At 40.8% G+C, this 21,047-nt stretch carries 21 protein-coding genes and 1 pseudogene; 19 read left to right on the forward strand and 3 right to left on the reverse strand.

From position 1 onward, the window contains the following. Positions 1-53 precede the first annotated feature (53 nt). The 15 genes and pseudogenes from pbp2b (at position 54) to ACYVQ1_RS01315 (ending at position 13,939) form a co-directional block, all read left to right on the forward strand. A complete protein-coding gene (gene pbp2b / locus ACYVQ1_RS01245; RefSeq protein ID WP_461249560.1) occupies positions 54-2,168 on the forward strand; it encodes a penicillin-binding protein PBP2B in 2,115 nt (704 codons plus the stop codon). A 140-nt stretch (positions 2,169-2,308) separates the two neighbouring features. Further along, positions 2,309-2,905 carry a recombination mediator RecR gene (recR, locus tag ACYVQ1_RS01250; protein WP_002889030.1) on the forward strand — a complete coding sequence of 199 codons (597 nt, stop codon included), beginning with the start codon at positions 2,309-2,311 and terminating at the stop codon, positions 2,903-2,905. A 101-nt stretch (positions 2,906-3,006) separates the two neighbouring features. Continuing rightward, positions 3,007-3,846, forward strand: coding sequence for a BglG family transcription antiterminator LicT (licT, locus tag ACYVQ1_RS01255; protein ID WP_461249677.1), 840 nt, complete (start codon positions 3,007-3,009; stop codon positions 3,844-3,846). A gap of 216 nt (positions 3,847-4,062) precedes the next feature. Next, complete coding sequence (gene ybeY, locus ACYVQ1_RS01260) at positions 4,063-4,560, forward strand: rRNA maturation RNase YbeY (RefSeq protein WP_002890437.1); 498 nt, start codon at positions 4,063-4,065, stop codon at positions 4,558-4,560. Then, positions 4,541-4,945 (forward strand): diacylglycerol kinase family protein, encoded by a 405-nt coding sequence (locus tag ACYVQ1_RS01265; protein ID WP_002890438.1) that lies wholly within the window; start codon positions 4,541-4,543, stop codon positions 4,943-4,945. Before ybeY ends, ACYVQ1_RS01265 begins: the two co-directional genes overlap by 20 nt. A 22-nt stretch (positions 4,946-4,967) precedes the next feature. After that, positions 4,968-5,867 carry a GTPase Era gene (gene era / locus ACYVQ1_RS01270; RefSeq protein ID WP_461249561.1) on the forward strand — a complete coding sequence of 300 codons (900 nt, stop codon included), beginning with the start codon at positions 4,968-4,970 and terminating at the stop codon, positions 5,865-5,867. A gap of 44 nt (positions 5,868-5,911) precedes the next feature. Then, positions 5,912-6,733 (forward strand): DNA-formamidopyrimidine glycosylase, encoded by an 822-nt coding sequence (mutM, locus tag ACYVQ1_RS01275; RefSeq protein ID WP_461249562.1) that lies wholly within the window; start codon positions 5,912-5,914, stop codon positions 6,731-6,733. Continuing rightward, positions 6,730-7,323, forward strand: a complete 594-nt coding sequence (gene coaE, locus ACYVQ1_RS01280; RefSeq protein ID WP_461249563.1) for a dephospho-CoA kinase — start codon at positions 6,730-6,732, stop codon at positions 7,321-7,323. The genes mutM and coaE overlap by 4 nt, the downstream gene beginning before the upstream one ends. 98 nt (positions 7,324-7,421) lie before the next feature. Continuing rightward, a pseudogene (locus ACYVQ1_RS01285) lies at positions 7,422-8,596 on the forward strand (multidrug efflux MFS transporter). Beyond that, a complete protein-coding gene (gene rpmG, locus ACYVQ1_RS01290; RefSeq protein ID WP_002890443.1) occupies positions 8,586-8,732 on the forward strand; it encodes a 50S ribosomal protein L33 in 147 nt (48 codons plus the stop codon). The pseudogene ACYVQ1_RS01285 and the gene rpmG overlap by 11 nt, the downstream one beginning before the upstream one ends. A gap of 45 nt (positions 8,733-8,777) precedes the next feature. Next, a complete protein-coding gene (secG, locus tag ACYVQ1_RS01295) occupies positions 8,778-9,014 on the forward strand; it encodes a preprotein translocase subunit SecG (RefSeq protein ID WP_002886135.1) in 237 nt (78 codons plus the stop codon). 62 nt (positions 9,015-9,076) lie between these two features. Then, positions 9,077-11,530: a ribonuclease R gene (gene rnr / locus ACYVQ1_RS01300; protein ID WP_461249564.1), complete on the forward strand. Its 2,454-nt coding sequence runs from the start codon at positions 9,077-9,079 to the stop codon at positions 11,528-11,530. Positions 11,531-11,551: 21 nt separating this feature from the next. After that, a complete protein-coding gene (gene smpB, locus ACYVQ1_RS01305; RefSeq protein ID WP_002885905.1) occupies positions 11,552-12,016 on the forward strand; it encodes an SsrA-binding protein SmpB in 465 nt (154 codons plus the stop codon). 146 nt (positions 12,017-12,162) lie between these two features. Next, a complete protein-coding gene (locus tag ACYVQ1_RS01310) occupies positions 12,163-13,569 on the forward strand; it encodes a Cof-type HAD-IIB family hydrolase (protein ID WP_461249565.1) in 1,407 nt (468 codons plus the stop codon). Position 13,570: 1 nt separating this feature from the next. Then, entirely contained in the window at positions 13,571-13,939 is a 369-nt protein-coding gene (locus tag ACYVQ1_RS01315; protein ID WP_461249566.1) for a S1 RNA-binding domain-containing protein, read from the forward strand. 98 nt (positions 13,940-14,037) lie between these two features. Here ACYVQ1_RS01315 and ACYVQ1_RS01320 read toward each other — a convergent pair whose 3' ends face one another. After that, the gene (locus ACYVQ1_RS01320) at positions 14,038-15,123 is read right to left on the reverse strand and encodes a M24 family metallopeptidase (RefSeq protein WP_461249567.1); all 1,086 of its coding nucleotides are present in this window, start codon (positions 15,121-15,123) and stop codon (positions 14,038-14,040) included. A gap of 313 nt (positions 15,124-15,436) precedes the next feature. On the opposite strand from ACYVQ1_RS01320, the gene ccpA reads away from it, so the two are divergent. From ccpA to ACYVQ1_RS01335, 3 genes are read left to right on the forward strand one after another with little or no spacing between them, the layout of a single operon-like run. Next, a complete protein-coding gene (gene ccpA / locus ACYVQ1_RS01325) occupies positions 15,437-16,438 on the forward strand; it encodes a catabolite control protein A (RefSeq protein WP_417164642.1) in 1,002 nt (333 codons plus the stop codon). Between the two features lie 59 nt (positions 16,439-16,497). After that, on the forward strand, positions 16,498-17,565 hold the full coding sequence (locus ACYVQ1_RS01330; protein ID WP_461249568.1) for an MmcQ/YjbR family DNA-binding protein: 1,068 nt from the start codon (positions 16,498-16,500) through the stop codon (positions 17,563-17,565). A 12-nt stretch (positions 17,566-17,577) separates the two neighbouring features. Beyond that, on the forward strand, positions 17,578-18,693 hold the full coding sequence (locus tag ACYVQ1_RS01335) for a glycerate kinase (RefSeq protein WP_461249569.1): 1,116 nt from the start codon (positions 17,578-17,580) through the stop codon (positions 18,691-18,693). A gap of 29 nt (positions 18,694-18,722) precedes the next feature. Here the strand turns inward: ACYVQ1_RS01335 and ACYVQ1_RS01340 are convergent, their stop codons facing one another. Continuing rightward, positions 18,723-19,178, reverse strand: coding sequence for a YueI family protein (locus ACYVQ1_RS01340; protein ID WP_461249570.1), 456 nt, complete (start codon positions 19,176-19,178; stop codon positions 18,723-18,725). 205 nt (positions 19,179-19,383) lie between these two features. Between ACYVQ1_RS01340 and eno the strand changes: the two genes are divergently transcribed. Then, the gene (gene eno, locus ACYVQ1_RS01345) at positions 19,384-20,688 is read left to right on the forward strand and encodes a surface-displayed alpha-enolase (RefSeq protein ID WP_002886048.1); all 1,305 of its coding nucleotides are present in this window, start codon (positions 19,384-19,386) and stop codon (positions 20,686-20,688) included. A gap of 149 nt (positions 20,689-20,837) precedes the next feature. Here the strand turns inward: eno and ACYVQ1_RS01350 are convergent, their stop codons facing one another. Continuing rightward, on the reverse strand, positions 20,838-21,023 hold the full coding sequence (locus tag ACYVQ1_RS01350) for a hypothetical protein (RefSeq protein ID WP_002890454.1): 186 nt from the start codon (positions 21,021-21,023) through the stop codon (positions 20,838-20,840). Between the last annotated feature and the right edge of the window lie 24 nt (positions 21,024-21,047).

Below are 21,047 nucleotides of genomic sequence, written 5' to 3' on the forward strand. Positions count from 1 at the left end.
CTTATTTGTGATAAAATAAAAGAGAATTTTTATGAGAACATAGAGGAAAAAAAGTGACATCATTTTCGAAAAAACTCAGTCAAAAATGGGAAAAACGGCGCCAAAAACAAAAAGAAAAACGAGCGAATAAACCTAGAAAGCCAGTAAACATTTCACGTCGTGTTTACTTGCTTTTTGGTGTAGTCTTTGTCCTTTTTTTGTTACTTTTTGCACGTTTGACCTATATGAAGGTTTATAACAAATCGTTTTATACTAAGAAATTAGAGGATAACTCCAAGTATACGGTTAGAATTGCAAGCGAACGTGGGCAAATCTTTGATGCTAAGGGGGTCGCTCTTACGACCAACCAGAGTAAGGACGTTATCACCTTTACACGTAGCAATTTGGTGTCATCAGATACTATGAAGAAGGTCGCTGAAAAGTTAGCGACCATGGTAACACTAACGGAGACGAAGGTAACAGCACGCCAGAAACGCGATTTCTATCTAGCGGATTCTGCCACCTACAAACGTGTGGTTAATGATCTTCCAAACGACAAGAAAACAGATAAGTTTGGTAATAAATTAGCTGAAGCTACTATTTACAATAATGCTGTTGATGCGGTTCCTGATGAAGCAGTGGATTACTCTGAGGATGAGCTTAAGATTGTCTACATTTACTCACAGATGAATGCTGTTTCTAATTTCTCAACAGTCACATTGAAAACAGGAGACTTGACGCCTGAACAAATTGCGATTGTAGCAGCTAAACAGAAGGAACTTAATGGTATTACGGTTGCTAAGGATTGGGAGCGTCATACGGTTGATTCAGCCTTGTCTCCTCTCATCGGGAAAGTCTCAAGTTCAGAAGCAGGTTTGCCACAAGAAGATGCCAAGGAATACCTCAAAAAAGGTTATGCCCTTAATGACCGTGTAGGAACTTCTTATCTAGAAAAAGAATATGAGGAGAAGCTACAAGGGAAACATACTGTTCGTGAGATTACAGTAGACAAGGAAGGCGAAGTTGCTAGTGATAAAATCACTCAAAAGGGAAGTAAGGGTAACAATCTGCAGTTGACCATCGACCTTGATTTCCAAAAGGGAGTTGAAGATATCCTAGGTCAACAGCTTTCTTCAGAGATTTCAGAGAACAAAGCTACCTATTCTGAAGGAATGTATGCCGTTGTTATGAATGCTGACACTGGTGCTGTACTTGCCATGGCGGGGCAAAAACATGAACAAGGAGCACAAGATTTTAAAGCAAATGCCTTAGGAACAATTACTGATGTCTTTATTCCAGGATCTGTTGTTAAGGGAGCAACCCTAACTGCTGGTTGGCGTTCAGGTGCCATCTATGGAAATCAGGTCTTGACTGACCAACCAATCAACATTGCTGGTTCAGCCTCGATTACGTCTTGGTTTACAGATCAAGGTAGCCGCCCTATTACCGCGACACAGGCTCTAGAATATTCATCAAATACCTATATGGTGCAGATTGCAATCAAACTACTTGGCCAACAATATGTTCCAGGCATGGCCTTGTCGACTGACAATATGGATAAGGCCATGACGACACTTCGTGATACCTATGCTGATTTTGGTATGGGGGTATCTACAGGACTTGATTTGCCTGGAGAATCAGAAGGGTATATTTCTAAGAATTACAATGTAGCCAACGTCTTGACAGAAGCTTTTGGTCAGTACGACTCTTATACAACTATTCAATTGGCTCAATATGTTGCTTCAATTGCCAATGGTGGTAAACGTGTAGCACCTCATATTGTGGGAGGTATCTATGATGCTGGTACTAATGGTAGCTTAGGAACTCTAGCTTCAACGGTAGATACACGTGTATTAAATACCTTACCTCTTGATTCTGAGCAGATGGGGATTATCCAACAAGGCTTTAATGATGTCGTTAATTCCGGTTCTAGCCTTGCGACTGGTAAAGCTATGGCAAGTTCTATCATTCCAATTAGTGGTAAAACAGGGACAGCTGAAACTTATGCAACGGATGCTTCCGGTAACTCTGTAACAACGGTTAACCTTAATGCCGTGGCCTATGCGACTGCCAAAGATGGTACTAAGTTGGCAGTTGGGATTATGTATCCACATGCTCTAGACTGGAAGAGTAAGGCTCATCAAAATGCGGTCAAATCTATCATGGAACTTTATCAAAATACTCACTAAAAATGCAAATCTCTTGTGCCTTGCACGAGGGATTTTTCTGTGATATAGTGTTTGAGTATTTGTTCTTGGGTAAAGACATATCCATGACAGTGACAAAAGATAAGAGATGAATAAAATCATATAAAGAACAGGAGACCTTCATGCTTTATCCTACTCCAATTGCGAAGCTGATTGATAGTTTTTCAAAACTCCCTGGAATTGGGGCTAAAACAGCGACACGCCTAGCTTTTTATACCATTAGTATGTCTGATGAAGATGTCAATGATTTCGCAAAAAACCTCTTGGCAGCCAAACGTGAATTAACTTATTGTTCGGTCTGTGGTCGTTTGACAGATGATGATCCCTGTAACATTTGTACAGATGAAACGAGAGACCGTACTAAGATTTTGGTTGTTGAAGACTCCAAAGATGTTTCAGCTATGGAAAAGATTCAGGAATACCGTGGTCTCTACCATGTGCTTCAAGGGCTTATTTCCCCTATGAATGGTGTTGGACCAGATGATATTAACTTGAAAAGTTTGATTACTCGTCTTATGGATAGCGAGGTTGACGAAGTTATCATTGCTACTAATGCAACAGCAGATGGTGAGGCAACATCTATGTATATTTCACGTGTCCTCAAACCTGCGGGAATCAAGGTGACTCGTTTAGCGCGTGGTTTGGCTGTTGGTTCTGACATCGAGTATGCTGATGAAGTGACCTTGCTAAGAGCTATCGAAAATCGAACAGAACTTTAGGAAAAGTGTTGGTAAGTCCAGCGCTTTTTGTTTGCAGTAAGTAGGTTTCTCATTAAAAATTTGGTAAAATAAAGTAAACGCTTTAATGACGAGGGATCATGATGCAGATTGAAAAGATTTTAAACAACAATGTTGTTCAGGCTTTGGATAATAATGTGGAATACATTGTCATGGGTAAGGGACTGGGCTTTCAAAAGAAGGTCGGAGACTTTGTTGATAAGGAAAAGATTGAAAAGACTTTTGTTTTGGAAAATACAGAGGCAGTAGATGAATGGTCTCGTGTTTATGTCAATTTGCCTGAAGGTGAAATGCAGGTCTTTTTGAATATCCTTACTTTTGCTGAAGCTGTCTTACAAACCAAGTTTGACCCCTCTTTTTTCATCGCCCTAGCTGACCACCTACATTACGCCATTGAAAGAAGTGGAGAAGGTATTCCTCTGCAGAATCCCTTGGCTTGGGAGGTTCGAAAATTTTACCCTCGGGAGTATGAGATTGGAAAACAAGCTCTTCGTTTGATTGCCAAGGATTTAGAAGTTAAATTGGCAGATGATGAGGCTGCCTCTGTCGCTTTACATTTTGTCAATGCACAAAAGGATGCGAGTCTCCATGAAAAAGACCTACAGATGACTCAAATTGTGGTTGGAATTAGTGACATTGTCCGTCTTCATTTTGGTTGTGATTTAGAGGAGGATAGTTTCTCTTATAACCGATTTATTACACATCTTCGCTATCTAGCGCAACGGATTGTGAGTGGGGTTAGTGGTGGTAAAAATGATGCTTTTCTTTACGAGCAGGTTAGGGTAAATTATCCAGAATCCTTTATCTGTACCCAAAAGATTGCTAACTATATTAAGACAGGTTATACTTTTGAATTAAGTTTGGACGAACAGGTCTATTTAACCATTCATATTCAACGTCTTAAGGATAGTTTGGATAAGTAAGCGATTCACGGAGAGGCCATACAAAAAGCAGACAATTAGCCTTAAGTCTGCTTTTTCTGTGTCCTTATGGTATAATGAGGTGATTAATATTAAACTAAAAATACTCAAAGTTAGGATTCTATGTATTTGAGTATTTCTATAAAAAGCTAATGAGTTAGTGAAAGGAAGCGAGCGGTTCTGTGCTTGAAGTGAGCATAGCCGTTCCTAAAGAATCTTATGTATATTGAAATGATTGACGAGACTGGACAAGTCTCTGAGAAATTAAAAGAACAAACCTTGGAGTTGCTAGATTTTGCAGCACAAAAACTTGGCAAGGAAGACAAGGAAATGGCTGTTACATTTGTAACCAACGAACGCAGCCACGAACTAAACTTGGAATATCGTGATACAGACCGTCCAACGGATGTCATTAGTTTGGAGTATAAGCCTGAGTTAGATATTAGCTTTGATGAGGAAGAATTGGCTGAAAATCCTGAATTAGCTGAAATGATGGGAGAGTTTGATAGTTATATCGGTGAACTCTTTATTTCCGTTGATAAGGCTCATGAACAAGCTGAGGATTATGGACATAGTTTTGAACGTGAGATGGGTTTCTTGGCTGTTCACGGTTTTCTCCATATCAATGGCTATGACCATTACACCCCAGAAGAAGAAGCGGAAATGTTTGGATTACAGGAAGAAATTTTGACTGCTTATGGACTTACGCGACAATAATCCACAAAAAAAGTGGAAAAATAGAGAATTTACAGCTAGTTTTGAGTTTGCTCTGACAGGAATAATAACGGCTTTTAAAGAAGAACGCAATATGCGCAAGCACTTGGTTTCAGCTATCTTGGTGGTATTGGCTGGCTTGATTTTCCGTGTGTCTGCGACAGAATGGCTCTTTCTTTTGATGGCAGTTTTTCTCGTAATTGCCCTAGAGATTGTTAATTCTGCCATTGAAAATGTTGTCGATTTAGCTAGTAATTATCACTTTTCGATGCTAGCCAAAAATGCCAAGGATATGGCAGCTGGAGCTGTTTTAGTGGTTTCTTGTTATGCAGTCATTACGGGGATGATTGTTTTCATACCTAAAATTTGGCACTTAATTTTCAATTAAAACGAAATAGGAAAGAAGTTATATGACATTTAAATCAGGATTTGTGGCTATTCTCGGCCGTCCTAATGTAGGAAAATCAACGTTTTTGAACCATGTTATGGGGCAAAAGATTGCTATCATGAGTGATAAGGCTCAAACAACCCGCAATAAAATTATGGGAATTTACACAACCGATAAGGAACAGATTGTCTTTATCGATACCCCAGGGATTCACAAGCCTAAGACGGCTCTTGGGGATTTTATGGTGGAATCTGCTTATTCAACCCTTCGTGAGGTTGATACAGTCCTCTTTATGGTACCAGCGGATGAGCCTCGTGGTAAGGGTGATAATATGATTATCGAACGCCTCAAACAAGCTAAAGTTCCAGTTATCTTGGTAATCAATAAGATTGACAAGGTCCATCCAGATCAGCTCCTAGAGCAGATTGACGATTTCCGTACACAAATGGAGTTCAAGGAGATTATTCCGATATCTGCCCTCCAAGGGAACAATGTTTCCCACCTTGTGGATGTCTTGAGTGATAACCTTGAGGAAGGGTTCCAATATTTCCCAGCGGACCAAATCACCGATCACCCTGAGCGTTTCTTGGTATCAGAGATGATTCGTGAAAAAGTCCTTCAGTTGACACGTGAAGAAATTCCACACTCCGTTGCGGTTGTCATTGATGAGATGAAGCGTGATGAAGACACGGATAAGATTCATATTCGTGCGACAATCATGGTTGAGCGTGACAGCCAAAAAGGTATTGTTATTGGTAAACAAGGTTCCATGCTCAAGAAAATTGGTACCCTTGCTCGTAAAGATATTGAAGTCATGCTTGGGGACAAGGTCTTCCTTGAAACCTGGGTTAAGGTTAAGAAAAATTGGCGTGATAAAAAACTTGATTTGGCCGATTTTGGTTACAATGAAAAAGAATATTAAAAAGCTGGGCACTTGCTCGGCTTTCTTGCTAAAAGGAGGAGCAGATGCCTGAGTTACCTGAGGTAGAGACTGTTAGACGAGGTTTAGAAAGGTTAGTAGTAGGTCGGACTATTTTGTCGCTTGAGGTCAAGGTTCCCAAAATGCTTAAGACCTCCTACGATAGTTTTTTGACTGATTTACCTGGTCAAACCATTCAAGCCCTGCGACGAAGAGGCAAGTACTTGATTTTTGACTTTGGACAGTTGATTATGATTTCCCACTTGCGTATGGAGGGAAAATACCTGCTGTTTACAGATCGAGTTCCTAGCAACAAGCATTTTCACTTATTTTTTAAGTTAGATGATGGCTCCACCCTCGTCTATCAAGATGTCCGCAAGTTTGGAACCTTTGATTTATTGGCTAAAAGTCAAGAGGAGGCTTATTTTACAAGGAAAAAGCTTGGTCCTGAGCCTACTAAGAAGGCCTTCAAATATGCCTCGTTTGAGAGAGCCTTGATGAGTTCTGCAAAGCCCATTAAAAGTCTCCTCTTGGAGCAAAAATTGGTGGCTGGTCTAGGAAATATCTATGTTGATGAGGTGCTTTGGGCGGCCAAGGTTCATCCTGAAACGCCAGCAAAGGAACTCAGCAAGGCAGCCATGAAGCGGGTCCATGATCAAACGATTGCCATTTTACAGCTTGGCATTGAAAAAGGCGGCTCAACCATAAGGACCTATCGTAATGCCCTTGGTGAGGACGGAACCATGCAGAACTATTTGCAGGTTTACGGAAAAACGGGACAGCCTTGTCCACGCTGCGCAAGCACAATTGAGAAAATCAAGTTAGGAGGGAGAGGGACACATTTGTGTCCTCATTGTCAGAAACGATGATTATTGGGTTAACAGGTGGTATTGCTTCAGGAAAATCAACGGTTGTTGAAATGATTAAAGAGGCAGGTTACAAGGTCATTGATGCTGATCAGCTTGTCCACGATATGCAGGCCAAAGGAGGCCGTTTGTATAGTGCCTTACTTGATTGGTTGGGAGAGGGGATTCTCCTTCCTAATGGAGAATTGAATCGTCCGAAACTAGGGCAACTGATTTTTTCGAATGAGGAGATGAGACATCGGTCTGCTGAGATTCAAGGGACAATTATTCGAGAGGAACTAGCAACTCAAAGGGATTGTTTGGCCAAGAAAGAAGATGTTTTTTTCATGGATATTCCCTTACTTATTGAGAATGGGTATCAGGACTGGTTTGACCAGATTTGGTTGGTGGCAGTGTTACCTGATGTCCAGCGCCAACGCTTGATGAAACGTAATCACTTAAGTTCAAAGGAAGCTAGTATGCGTATCGCTAGCCAGATGTCTTTAGAAGAGAAAAAGCCTTATGCCAGCTTGGTTCTTGATAATAACGGCAGTCTCGATGATTTGAAGGAGAAAGTGAAGAGCGCAATAAATGATTTACCTAGCTCCTCATAGCTAGCCATTGTGATATAATGGATAGTGAATTTTAGAAAGAAGATGATTATTTGCGCCAAAAAGAGCTTAAAAGTACTGATTGGCAACGTAACCTTAAAATTGCATGGATAGGAACCTTTTTTACTGGTGCTAGTTTCTCCATTGTTATGCCTTTCATGGCCCTCTACATTGAGGAACTAGGTGTTAAAGGAGACATGGTTGAATGGTATACTGGTTTGTCTGTTGCCATCTCTGCTTTAGCCTCGGCCCTGGTTTCTCCTATTTGGGGACGCTTGGCTGACCGTTATGGCCGAAAGCCCATGATGATTAGAGCCAGTATGGTGATGACTTTTACAATGGGAGGTCTTGCCTTAGTCCCAAATGTTTTCTGGCTGCTTTTCTTAAGAACGCTGACTGGTTTGTTTGCGGGGTATGTTCCAAATGCCACAGCTTTAATTGCGAGTCAGGTTCCTCAGAGCCGTTCTGGCTATGCCCTGGGGACCTTATCTACGGGTCTAACGGCAGGTGTTCTGATTGGCCCTTTGTTAGGTGGTACCCTGTCTGAGGCGTTTGGTATGAGAGGGACCTTTTTATTGGTGGGCCTCATTTTATTTATCTGCTGCCTCTTAACTGTCTTTGGTTTGCGAGAGAATTTTCAACCTATCGAAAAGGGAGAGATGATGACTCTTTCTCAGGTTTTTGCGAAAATTCCCAGCAAATCTATGTTGATTGGCCTTTTTGTGACCAGTATGATTATCCAGATTTCTGCCCAATCGATTGCGCCTATGTTGGCCCTTTATATTCGTTATTTAGGTCAGAGGGACAATATCCTGTTTTACTCAGGTTTAATTGTTTTGCTATGGGCTTCTCTAGTCTCTTGAGTACCCCTTTTCTGGGAAAATTGGGAGACCGTATTGGGAATCATCGCTTGCTTTTAATGGGGCTATTTTATAGCTTCCTCTTGTATTTCCTTTGTGGTTTTACCGGTTCAGCCTTGCAATTGGGTATCTTACGTTTTGCCTATGGCTTCGGTGTGGGTGCCCTTATGCCTAGTGTCAATTCTTTATTGACCAAGATGACACCCAAGGAAGGAATCTCAAGAATATTTAGCTTTAATCAAAGCTTTTCATACATTGGACAAGTTTTAGGTCCTTTTGTTGGTTCAGCAGTTGCGACTGGACTAGGTTATCGCTGGGTCTTCTTTGTGACCGCAATGATTGTCTTTGGAAATTTTGTCTGGTCCTTAATCATCTTTAGAAAATCGCTAGGAGTCAAGAATATAGGTGAGAGTTAAAATCAATTTAAAGTGTAGTGAATGTGGGAGCATCAACTATCTCACAAGTAAAAATAAACAAAATCATCCTGAGAAAATTCAGGTACCCAAATTCTGCCCCAAGGATAGAAAAGTAACCTTACATGTTGAATCTTAAAGGGTTCTATGGTAGAATAAAAAGGACTTTTTCGGAGGAATAACTATGTACGACTTATTATTAACGCTGCTCTTGGTGATGTCAGCTATTATTGTGATTGCGGTATTCATGCAGCCACAAAAGAATCCAAGTAGCAATGTCTTTGATGGTGGTGGGTCAGAAGCACTATTTGAACGTAGTAAACCACGTGGTTTTGAAGCCTTTATGCAACGCTTTACAGGAATCATGGTTTTTCTATGGATTGTAGATGCAATCGTCCTTTCCATTCTCTCAAGTAAGTAATGAGCTGACTGAGGTTGGCTCATTTTTTGCGTTATAGTCAATAAATAAAAGAAAAGGAAATCATGAAAGAATCTATTATAAATTATTTGAAGGAGCATGGGAAATCCAGTGTAAACGACATAGCCCAGGCTCTTAATCATGCTGGGGGAGAAAAGTTTCCTCAGCTCATCAAGGCCATATCAGCCATGGAAAGTAAGGGACAGTTGCGTTTTAATCGAGATGGCTCTGTTTCCTTGCGTCCTAAGAAAGAAAATCCAAATCAGGTGACTGTTGAAGGTGTTTTCCGTGCCAATAAGAACGGTTTTGGTTTCTTGCATGTCGATGACAGTGAAGATGATATGTTCATTGGTCGTAATGATGTTGGCCATGCCATTGACGGTGATACTGTTGCTGTTGTTATCAAGAAGCCAGCGGATCGTTTGCGTGGGACAGCAGCGGAAGCACGAGTTGTTGAAATTGTAGAACGTTCGCTTAAGACTGTTGTAGGGAAATTTATCCTTAGCGACGAGAAAGAACCTTATGCTGGTTACATTAAGTCTAAAAATCAAAAAATTCAGCAGCCAATTTATATTAAGAAAGAACCAGTTGCCCTAGACGGTACTGAAATTATCAAGGTTGATATTGAAAAATATCCTAACCGTCACTATGATTATTTCGTAGGAAGTGTTCGTGACATTATTGGTCATCAAGGGGATGCTGGTATTGATGTCTTGGAAGTCTTAGAATCAATGGATATTGTTTCAGAGTTCCCAGAGGATGTCATGGCGGAAGCAGAAGCTGTACCAGATGCACCGAGTCAGGAAGACCTCCTTGGTCGTGTTGACCTTCGTCAAGAGGTAACCTTTACCATTGATGGAGCTGATGCTAAGGACTTGGACGATGCGGTTCATATCAAACGTTTGCCAAATGGTAACTTTGAACTTGGTGTTCATATTGCCGATGTGTCCTACTATGTCACTGAAGGTTCAGCTCTTAACCGTGAGGCCATAGCACGTGGGACTTCGGTTTATGTGACAGACCGTGTGGTGCCAATGTTGCCTGAGCGTCTTTCAAATGGTATTTGTTCACTAAATCCCAATGTTGATCGCTTGACTCAGTCAGCCATTATGGAGATTACTCCAAAAGGTAAGGTGGTTAATCATAAGATTTGCCAATCTGTGATTAATACAACTTTCCGTATGACCTACAGTGATGTCAATGAGATGTTGGCTGGAAATCCAGAAAAGATTGAGCAGTTTAAACCAATCATGGACTCTGTATCAGCTATGGCAGAACTGCATAAGATTTTAGAAGACATGCGTGAGCGTCGTGGTGCCCTTAACTTTGATACATCTGAAGCTCGTATCTTGGTTAATGAGAAGGGAATGCCAGTGGATATTGTGGTACGTGAACGTGGAACAGCCGAGCGAATGATTGAATCCTTCATGTTGGCTGCCAATGAATGTGTGGCGGAGCACTTCGCTAAGGCTAAGTTGCCATTTATCTACCGTATCCACGAAGAGCCAAAAGCTGAGAAATTGCAACGCTTCATGGATTATGCCTCTATCTTTGGTGTTCAAATCAAAGGAACTGCCAATAAGATGGATCAACTAGACTTGCAAGAGTTCATGGCGCGAGTTCAAGGCAAACCTGGAGCAGAAGTTATGAATATGATGTTGCTTCGTTCAATGCAACAAGCCCGCTATTCAGAACACAATCATGGACACTATGGACTTGCGGCTCAGTATTATACCCACTTTACTAGTCCAATCCGTCGTTACCCAGACCTCTTGGTTCACCGAATGATTCGTGAGTACACTAACAATATGTCTCAAGAAACACGTGAACATTTTGAAGAGGTTATTCCTGAGTTAGCGACATCATCTTCAACCCTTGAACGCCGTGCCATTGATGCCGAACGTGTCGTTGAAGCGATGAAAAAAGCGGAATACATGGAAGAGTTTGTTGGTCAAGAATTCGACGGTATTGTCGGAAGTGTGGTTAAATTCGGTATGTTTGTGGAATTGTCAAACACCATCGAAGGTTTGGTTCACATCACCACCCTTCCAGAATTTTACAATTACAATGAACGCACCATGACACTTCAGGGTGAGAAAACTGGTAAGACTTTCCGAGTTGGTCAGCCTATCCGTGTCAAATTAACACGTGCGGATAAGGAAACCGGAGATATTGACTTCCAATACCTTCCAAGTGAGTATGACATCACTGAAAAAGTAGACCACAAGGCACGTCAGGAACGTGAAGAGAAGGCGAAAGCCTTCCGCAATAGAGGTCCACGCCGTGACCGTCAAAATGGAGACTTCGAACGTCGTGGTAAACGTGGGGATAACCGTAACCGTCAAGATGGTAATGGTCGTAAAGGCTCTTATGACGAAAAACGTAAGTCATCTAAGAAACCAGACAAACGTAAAAATCAAAACCGTCCTCATAATGATAACAAGGGACGTGAGAGTGGTCGTCGTAAGAAAAAAGGGAACAAACCTTTTTACAAGGACGTTGCTAAAAAACGAAAATAGGATGAGAATGGAGGGACTGCTATGCCAAAGGGTGAAGGCAATGTTGTTGCTCAGAATAAAAAGGCTAGACATGACTATAGTATCGTTGATACTATTGAAGCGGGTATCGTACTGACAGGGACAGAGATTAAGTCTGTTCGTGCGGCCCGCATCCAACTTAAAGATGGCTATGCCCAAATCAAAAATGGTGAGGCCTGGTTAATCAATGTCCATATTGCTCCTTTTGAGCAAGGAAATATTTGGAATCAAGATCCAGACCGTACGAGAAAGTTGTTGCTCAAGAAGAAACAGATCACCAAACTTCAAAATGATCTTAAGGGTACAGGAATGACTCTAGTTCCTCTTAAGGTCTACCTAAAAAACGGTTTTGCCAAGGTATTGCTCGGTATTGCCAAAGGGAAACACGATTACGATAAACGTGAGTCTATCAAGCGTCGTGAACAAGAGCGTGATATTAAACGTATTATCAAGAGTGTTAACCGTTAAACCGCCTATCATCTAAGACTACTATAGTCCTAGATGATTTTTTGTTTTTGGCTTTAAGACATGATATAATGAGAGTACCATGCGGTCTTTAGTTAGGATACTAGCTATACCTGACTCTAGCTGTGATACTGTAAAGGAGATTAGCGATGCCAGTAGATGCTAAAACAAAATACAAGGCCAAGAAGACTAAGATTGTTTTCTTTGACATTGACGACACCCTTCGTGTTAAAAAGACAGGCTACATTCCTGAATCTATTAAGGCTGTTTTCAAAGGGCTTAAAGAAAAAGGAATTTTGACGGGGATTGCTACAGGACGTGGCTACTATGGTGTCGTTGAGGACATTCGAGACCTAGAGCCCGATTATTTTGTAACCATCAATGGAACTTATGTGATTAATCGAAAAGGGGAAGAAATTTATAACCAACCCCTCGCTCGTGAGGTTACAGAAGCTTTTGTTGCTTGGTGCAAAGAGATTGGAATTGCTTGGGGCTTTGCTGGTAAGGATAAGCCAGTTGTCTCAGAGCGTTCAGATTTGATTGATAATGCTATGAAACCAGTCTATGGTCTTTGTGATGTGGAGCCAGACTTTCACTTGTCGAATGATGTTTACCATATGTGGACTTTTGCGGAAAATGATGGTGACCTTGAATTACCAGAAGAACTCGCATCCCATGTCCGTATGGTACCCTGGCACAAACACTCCTCTGACGTCGTAGCAAATGGTATCTCAAAGGCCTCTGGTGTCGAGCATGTCTTGGAGCATGAAAATCTTAAACCAGTCAATGCCATGATGTTTGGTGATGGTCCAAACGATATGGAAATCTTTGACTATGTTGGACTTAAGATTGCTATGGGTAATGCCACACCAGAATTGAAAGAAAAAGCAGATTACGTTACAGGAACAATAGAAGAAGATGGCATTTTTAATGCCTTGGAGGAACTCGGATTGGTAGAAAAAGAACTTCATTTCCCACAACTTGACTTGGATACAGTAGAAGGTCCAGTCGCAACAATTAAAACAAATCATGGTAATTTGGTCATCAAACTCTTCCCTGATCATGCACCATTAACAGTTACTAACTTTGTCAATTTGGCCAAGAGTGGTTACTATGATGGTGTGATTTTCCACAGAATTATCAAGGACTTTATGATTCAAGGTGGTGACCCAACTGGTACAGGTATGGGTGGTGAGTCAAGCTTTGGTGGTAGCTTCCAGGACGAATTTTCTGAAGAGCTTTATAACCTCCGTGGTGCGCTTTCTATGGCTAATGCTGGACCAGATACAAATGGTAGCCAATTCTTCATCGTTCAAACGTCTGAAATTCCTTATGCTAAAAAGGAACTTGAACGTGGTGGATGGCCAGCACCAATCGCAGAAGCTTATGCTGAAAATGGGGGAACACCTCACCTAGACCGTCGTCACACAGTCTTTGGTCAATTGGTGGATGAAGATTCTTACAAGGTGCTTGATGAAATTGCCAATGTTGAGGTTGGAGCTCAAGATAAGCCACTTGAGGATGTTGTAATTGAAACAGTTGAGGTAGCAGACTAAGATGAAAATTGGAGACAAGCTTAGGGGTGTTATCACAGGCATCAAGCCTTACGGTGCCTTTGTTTCATTGGAAAATGGTACCACTGGCTTGATTCACATCTCAGAGATTAAGACAGGTTATATTGACAATATCTACAATACCTTAAAGGTAGAGCAGGAGGTCTTAGTTCAAGTTGTTGATTTTGATGAATTTACACAAAAGGCCAGTCTTTCTTTGAGAACCCTTGAGGAAGAAAAAAATAAAATCCCTCATCGTCATCGTTTTTCTGATAGTCGTTTGAACTATGGTTTTAAACCTTTGGCAGAAGCAATGCCAGAATGGATTGAAGAAGGCCTTGACTATCTTAGACAAGAGCATGAGGAGAAATAGCAAAAGCTGACTCACGATGAGTCAGCTTTTTATATGGCTTTTGAATTTGAGTGCAAACGAAAAGGTCCTCAACTTAATTGAAGACCCTTCTGGATTAATTAAACATCAAAATAGAGCAATTCTTTTGGTGTGTGTGTGAAGACTTCAAAGCCGTCTTTTGTAACATAACCACAGTCCTCGATACGAACACCAACTTTTTCAGGAATGTAGATACCTGGTTCAACAGAGAAGCACATACCTTCTTCGATAACCAAGTCATTTCCTTCCATGATTGAAGGAAACTCATGGACATCCATACCAAGACCATGTCCTAGACGGTGGTTGAAGTATTCGCCGTAACCAGCCTTTTCAATAACATTACGAGCCGCAGCATCGACTTCGCTGGCAGTTACACCTGGTTTGATAAAATCAAGAGCAGTGAGTTGAGCTTCCAAACAGATATTGTAAATATCTTTCTTGAATTGGTCAGGTTGACCGACAGCCACAGTACGTGTCATATCTGAAACATAGCCTTGACTGACAACGCCTAAGTCAAAGAGGAGCAAGCTATCATTTTCAATGCGGTTAGTTCCTGGAATACCGTGTGGGTTTGCGGCATTATTCCCTGTAAGAACCATCGTTTCAAAGGACATTTGATTGATACCGATTTTCTTCATGCCAAATTCGATTTGAGCAATGATATCTGTTTCAGTAACGTCAAGAGAGATATTGTCGAAACCGATATTAACAGCTTTATCAGCATAATCACCGGCCACAATCATTTTTTGAATTTCATCAGCTGACTTGATAACGCGCATTTTTTGAATGAATGGTGTCAGGTTTTCAAAGCGACCTTCAAAGACCGATTGCAATCCTTGGAACTTCGTCACATTGAGATTGTCAAACTCTGCATAAATAATAGGGCTGTCTGTGCTTGCTAGGCCAGCTTTGATTTTTTGCCATGGATTTTCAGAGTCTACATAACCAAAGACTGGGAAGTCGAGTACAGCAGAGGCACGTGCAACCTCAAGGGCAGGTACAAAGAGGGCAGGCTCACGATTTTCGTAGACGAAGAGGAACATTTGGCGTTCATGTGGGTCACAATCAAAACCAGTAAGATAATTGACAGTTACAGGATCTGAAACAATAGCTAGCCCTGCTTTATTTTCATTCAAAAAATGACGAATGCGATCAAGTTTAGACATAGAAAAAAACTCCTTTGTATTTCTTACACTCATTCTGTCACTTTTATAAGGAAAATGCAAGCTGTTTTTTTGGCTTTTCATTAAATCATTTACTTTCATTGAGACTTTTTTAGGCTAGTTTTGTAAGCGATGTATAGTCTTGGAAACACGAAATGAGAGGACTTTTTCTGAAACGGCTTTCTTCCTCATAACCATGAAGAAGGAATCCCTTTCATTTTTTTGTAAAAATCAGTCAAAATAATTGAAAGTGTTTTCAGAATCTGATACAATTAGCGTGAAAGAGTAAGCGTAAAATGAGAAAGGAAGTGTTTTTATGAATACTGATGAAACAATCACTATTTATGACGTTGCGCGTGAGGCAGGCGTTTCGATGGCGACTGTGTCTCGTGTGGTAAATGGAAATAAAAATGTAAAAGAAAACACCCGAAAAAAAGTGCTTGAGGTCATTGATCGTTTGGATTATCGTCCAAATGCGGTTGCGCGTGGCTTGGCAAGTAAGAAAACCACTACTGTAGGAGTTGTTATTCCAAATATTGCTAATAGTTATTTTGCTACTTTGGCTAAAGGTATTGATGATATTGCAACTATGTACAAGTACAATATTGTTCTTGCATCTAGTGATGAAAATGACGATCACGAAGTTACCGTGATTAACTCTCTATTTGCCAAACAAGTAGATGGTATCATCTTCATGGGTTACCACTTGACGGAAAAAATTCGTGCAGAATTTTCTCGTACCCGTACTCCGATTGTCCTAGCAGGAACAGTGGACCTCGAGCACCAATTACCGAGCGTTAACATCGACTATAAAGCTGCCGTTGAGGATTCTGTAACGCAACTTGCCAAGAATAATGAAAAGGTTGCCTTTGTATCAGGACCACTAATTGATGATATTAATGGCAAGCTCCGTCTAGCTGGTTATAAGGCTGGACTTGAAAAGAATAATTTGCGTTACAATGAAGGTCTTGTCTTTGAAGCCAAATATAGCTATAAAGATGGCTTTGATTTAGCACAACGTGTTTTGAACTCTGGTGCCACTGCTGCCTATGTTGGAGAAGATGAATTGGCTGCAGGTCTCTTGAATGGCCTCTTTGCTGCAGGTAAATCAGTTCCAGAAGACTTCGAAATCATCACAAGCAATGACTCACCGATTACAAGCTATACACGTCCAAACCTTTCTAGTATTAATCATCCTCTCTATGATTTAGGGGCAGTTAGCATGCGTATGTTGACTAAAATTATGAATAAGGAAGAACTTGAAGATAAAGATGTTATTCTTAATCACGGTCTTACCTTACGTCAGTCAACAAAATAAAAAAGGAGTTGGGACATAAGTTTGTCTCAACTTCTCTTTTTTAGAAAAAGGGAGAACTAATGACTTTTGAGGATGCTTATTTTAAACAGAAGATCCTAAAACAGGATAGCCTAGAGCCTTTTGGTTTTACAACTACTGAGCAAGGTTACGAGTTCAGAAAAACACTGATAGCTGATGAACTTGAAGCTCGACTGCTTATTGATTTAGAAGGCAAGTTGACGGGACAGGTTGTTGATATCGATCTTGATGAGCCTTATGATATCTTCAGGAGTCCTCAGACCACTGGAACTTACGTTGGTCAAGTCAGAGAAGCTTATGGAGAACTTCTCTCACAGCTAGCTGATTCTTGTTATGAAAATCAATTTTTCTCATCTCCACAAGCTAATCGCCTAGCTCAGTTTTTAGTTCAAGAATTTTCAGACCAAGCAGACCATCCTTTCGAAAAGGAACCAAGCTATTTGTCCTTTAGGGTTGATGGTAAATGGTATGCCTTGTTTTTTCCTCTTAAGGGAGAAAAACTAGGGCTTGATGGAGAAAAGGCGGATTTAATTTATGATGTGGTTAACCTGAAGGTTAATCCAAAGCAAATGGATAAGCTCTTGAAAATGGATGGGGTTTTCCCTAGCTACCATATGTCCAAGAAGACCTGGGTTAGTCTTGTTTTAGATGGGACATTGCCGGACCAGACCATTTTTGAGCTTCTTAGTGAAAGTCGCTCCCTAGTGGCCCCAAAACATCTTAGAAAGGCTTTTGAGCCTCATTATTGGATTATCCCGGTAAATTTGAAATACTACGATATTGGAGAGGAGTTCTCCGCAAATGAGGAGATTCTTTGGACACAGAAAGCTAATATGCAAAAGGGAGATTTGGTGGCTATCTATATTACGGCACCTACCAAGGCCATCCGTTACCTCTGTCAGGTTTTAGAAGCGAATATCCCTAATCAAGGTTATCGTGAAGAGGCGAGTATTAAGGAGTTGATGCGGATTAAACCCTTATACACCTTTAATGATACTGACTTTGACAGTGATATACTAAAGAGTTTAGGTATCAAAACTGTTCGAGGTCCTCGACATATGACAGATGAGTTAGTTCAGGCTTTATCCCCTTACCTAAAAGGAAAATAGAAGGAGGAGATTATGCGAATTTTGATTGCACCTGATTCGTTTAAGGAAAGTTTGTCTGCAAAAGAGGTCGCCTTAGCTCTTAAATTGGGCTTTGAAAAGGCCTTACCCGACACTGAGTTTGACCTCATGCCAATAGGTGATGGTGGCGAGGGCACCTTAGATGCTCTTGCTGAAAATCTAAATCTTGAGAAGAAAAGTATCGAGATTCCTCATGCCTATACAAGTGATGGAAGTGTTTCTTTTGCCAGCAATGGCCAGACTGCCGTTTTTGAAATGGCTGCGATTTGTGGCTTGGAACAGATTCCCAAGGATAAACGAAATCCTCTAGCTCTAACGACACAAGGCGTGGGTGAAGTAATTGTTCATTTGGTTCAATCTGGCATCCGAGATTTTATCATAGGCGTAGGTGGGTCTGCTACTAATGATGGTGGTATTGGTATGGCATATGGATTGGGTTATCGTTTTTATGACTCTCAGGGACAGGAGCTTGAGCCAATAGGTGCTAATCTTGGTCTTATTAAAAAGGTATCCTCTAAAAATAAGATTGATTTGTCTGGTGTTACTATTCATCTGATTACTGACGTAGATAATCCCTTGTGTGGTCAAGATGGAGCGACCTATATTTTTGGTGGACAAAAAGGCCTAGCTCCTTCACAATTTAAAAAAGTTGACCAAGATATGTCACAATTCTACACTGACTTTGCTCCTGAAGTTTTAAAACTGGCTGGTTCAGGAGCAGGGGGAGGCATGGCTGCAGGCCTAGTGACCTTTGCGGGTGCAGAAATTAAATCAGGGATTGACTTTGTACTTGATTGTGTTGATTTTGACCAACGTGTGAAGTCTGCTGATTTGGTCATAGTAGGAGAAGGACGTATGGATAGCCAGTCCTTGTCTGGTAAGGCACCGGTCGGAGTGGCTAGGCGGACATCATCAGCTATTCCCGTCATTGCTATCTGCGGTAGTCTGAAGGATGACTTGCCTGATTTTCCGGTAGCAGGCATTTCAGCTGCCTTTCCCATTATTGGTCAAGTAGCAGACTTAGACCAAGTTTTAGCTACCGCTAAGGAGAATCTCTATCGCACAGGACTCAATATTGGGAATGTCATCAAGCTCAGTAAAATATTGTGATATAAAAAAAGCTGACTTTGCATCAGCTTTTATTTTCCAAATAGTTTAGCAAAAAATCCCTTTTTTTCAAGGATAGGTTCAGTTTCACTAGGAGCAAGGATATCAGGATAGAGTTCTGAAAATAACACTTTATCAAGATTCTCTGCTTGATTACTATGTAGGATAAGACCGTATGGTGAATGGGCCTTGGCCTCGTCAACGATAGTTGCAGAAATATTTAGTGCTTGAGCGGTCTTGATATAGGTAAATTGTGTCTGATCAGCTAATTTTGGCGAAAGTTTGAGACTAAGATTAGGGTAAACGGCTAATAAGTCTTTTAATATTTGCGGAAAATTGTCAATTACAGTTTTCTTTTCGGTATTCTCCAATAGAACAGCTAGGACTACACGTTCCGCATAGGTTCCAAAATACTGACGAAGTTCATCGGGATTTAGGCGTTTTTCGCCACTAGCGCATTGGAGCACTTTGTTTTCAAGTGAAGTCATAGGAATCTCCTCTTAGTTTTCTACTTGTATTATACAATATTTTGAATTCCTTTTCATTTGAGTTACTTTCTGAGATTTTCAAAAACAATTGAAAATATTAAAAAATAGAAAATCGCTAGAAAATTCTGGTTTTAATTTGCTTAAGCCTTGATATTATGGTAATATATAGGTGTAAAAAAATTTAACTCATAAGGAGAGTATTGTAATGTCAATTATTACTGATGTTTACGCACGCGAAGTCCTTGACTCACGCGGTAACCCAACACTTGAAGTAGAAGTTTACACTGAATCTGGTGCATTCGGTCGCGGTATGGTTCCTTCAGGAGCTTCAACTGGTGAACACGAAGCAGTAGAACTTCGTGATGGTGACAAAGCTCGTTACGGTGGTCTTGGTACTCAAAAAGCAGTTGATAACGTAAACAACGTTATTGCTGAACACATCATCGGATTCGACGTACGTGATCAACAAGGTATTGACCGCGCAATGATCGCTCTTGACGGTACTCCAAACAAAGGTAAACTTGGTGCCAACGCTATTCTTGGTGTGTCTATTGCTGTAGCACGCGCAGCTGCTGACTACCTTGAAGTTCCACTTTACAGCTACCTTGGCGGATTCAACACTAAAGTTCTTCCAACTCCAATGATGAACATCATCAACGGTGGTTCTCACTCAGACGCTCCAATCGCTTTCCAAGAATTCATGATTGTACCTGCTGGTGCACCAACATTCAAAGAAGCTCTTCGTTGGGGTGCTGAAATCTTCCACGCACTTAAGAAAATCCTTAAAGAACGTGGACTTGAAACAGCCGTAGGTGACGAAGGTGGTTTTGCACCTCGTTTCGACGGAACTGAAGATGGTGTTGAAACTATCATCAAAGCTATCGAAGCTGCTGGATATGTACCAGGTAAAGATGTATTTATCGGATTTGACTGTGCATCATCTGAATTCTACGATGCAGAACGTAAAGTTTACGACTACACTAAATTTGAAGGTGAAGGCGCTGCTGTTCGTACTGCTGCAGAACAAATCGACTACCTTGAAGAATTGGTTAACAAATACCCAATCATCACTATCGAAGATGGTATGGACGAAAACGACTGGGACGGTTGGAAAGCTCTTACTGAACGTCTTGGTGGTAAAGTTCAATTGGTTGGTGACGATTTCTTCGTAACTAACACAGCTTACCTTGAAAAAGGTATTGCAGAACACGCTGCTAACTCAATCCTTATCAAAGTTAACCAAATCGGTACTTTGACTGAAACTTTCGACGCTATCGAAATGGCGAAAGAAGCTGGATACACAGCAGTAGTATCACACCGTTCAGGTGAAACTGAAGATTCAACAATCGCTGATATCGCAGTTGCAACTAACGCTGGTCAAATCAAGACAGGTTCATTGTCACGTACTGACCGTATCGCTAAATACAACCAATTGCTTCGTATCGAAGACCAACTTGGTGAAGTTGCAGAATACCGTGGTTTGAAATCATTCTACAACTTGAAAAAATAATTCTATAGTTATATAGAATAAAAAGAGGTTCCTTAGGAATCTCTTTTTTGTGTTTCTAAAGAATCTTAGATTGTGTTATGCATTGTCTCTAAATAGAAACTCTAAACATAAAAAATCCCCTCAATCAATAGGATTGAGGGGATCGCATCTTAGAATAGACCTTTAATCTTGTCTAAAGCTCCACTAACCATTTCGTTACCTGAAACAAGTGACTTAGCTTGGTCAAAGTATTCGCCTAAATCATCTTTATTGTCATCGACAAACTTTTTAGCAGCTTCGAAATCTTTCTTTTCGATCATTTCTTTTACTTGGTTAAATAGGTCCATTGGATTCATATCTGTTCTCCTTTATAAGTTTTC

The organism is Streptococcus parasalivarius (genome assembly GCF_054785155.1).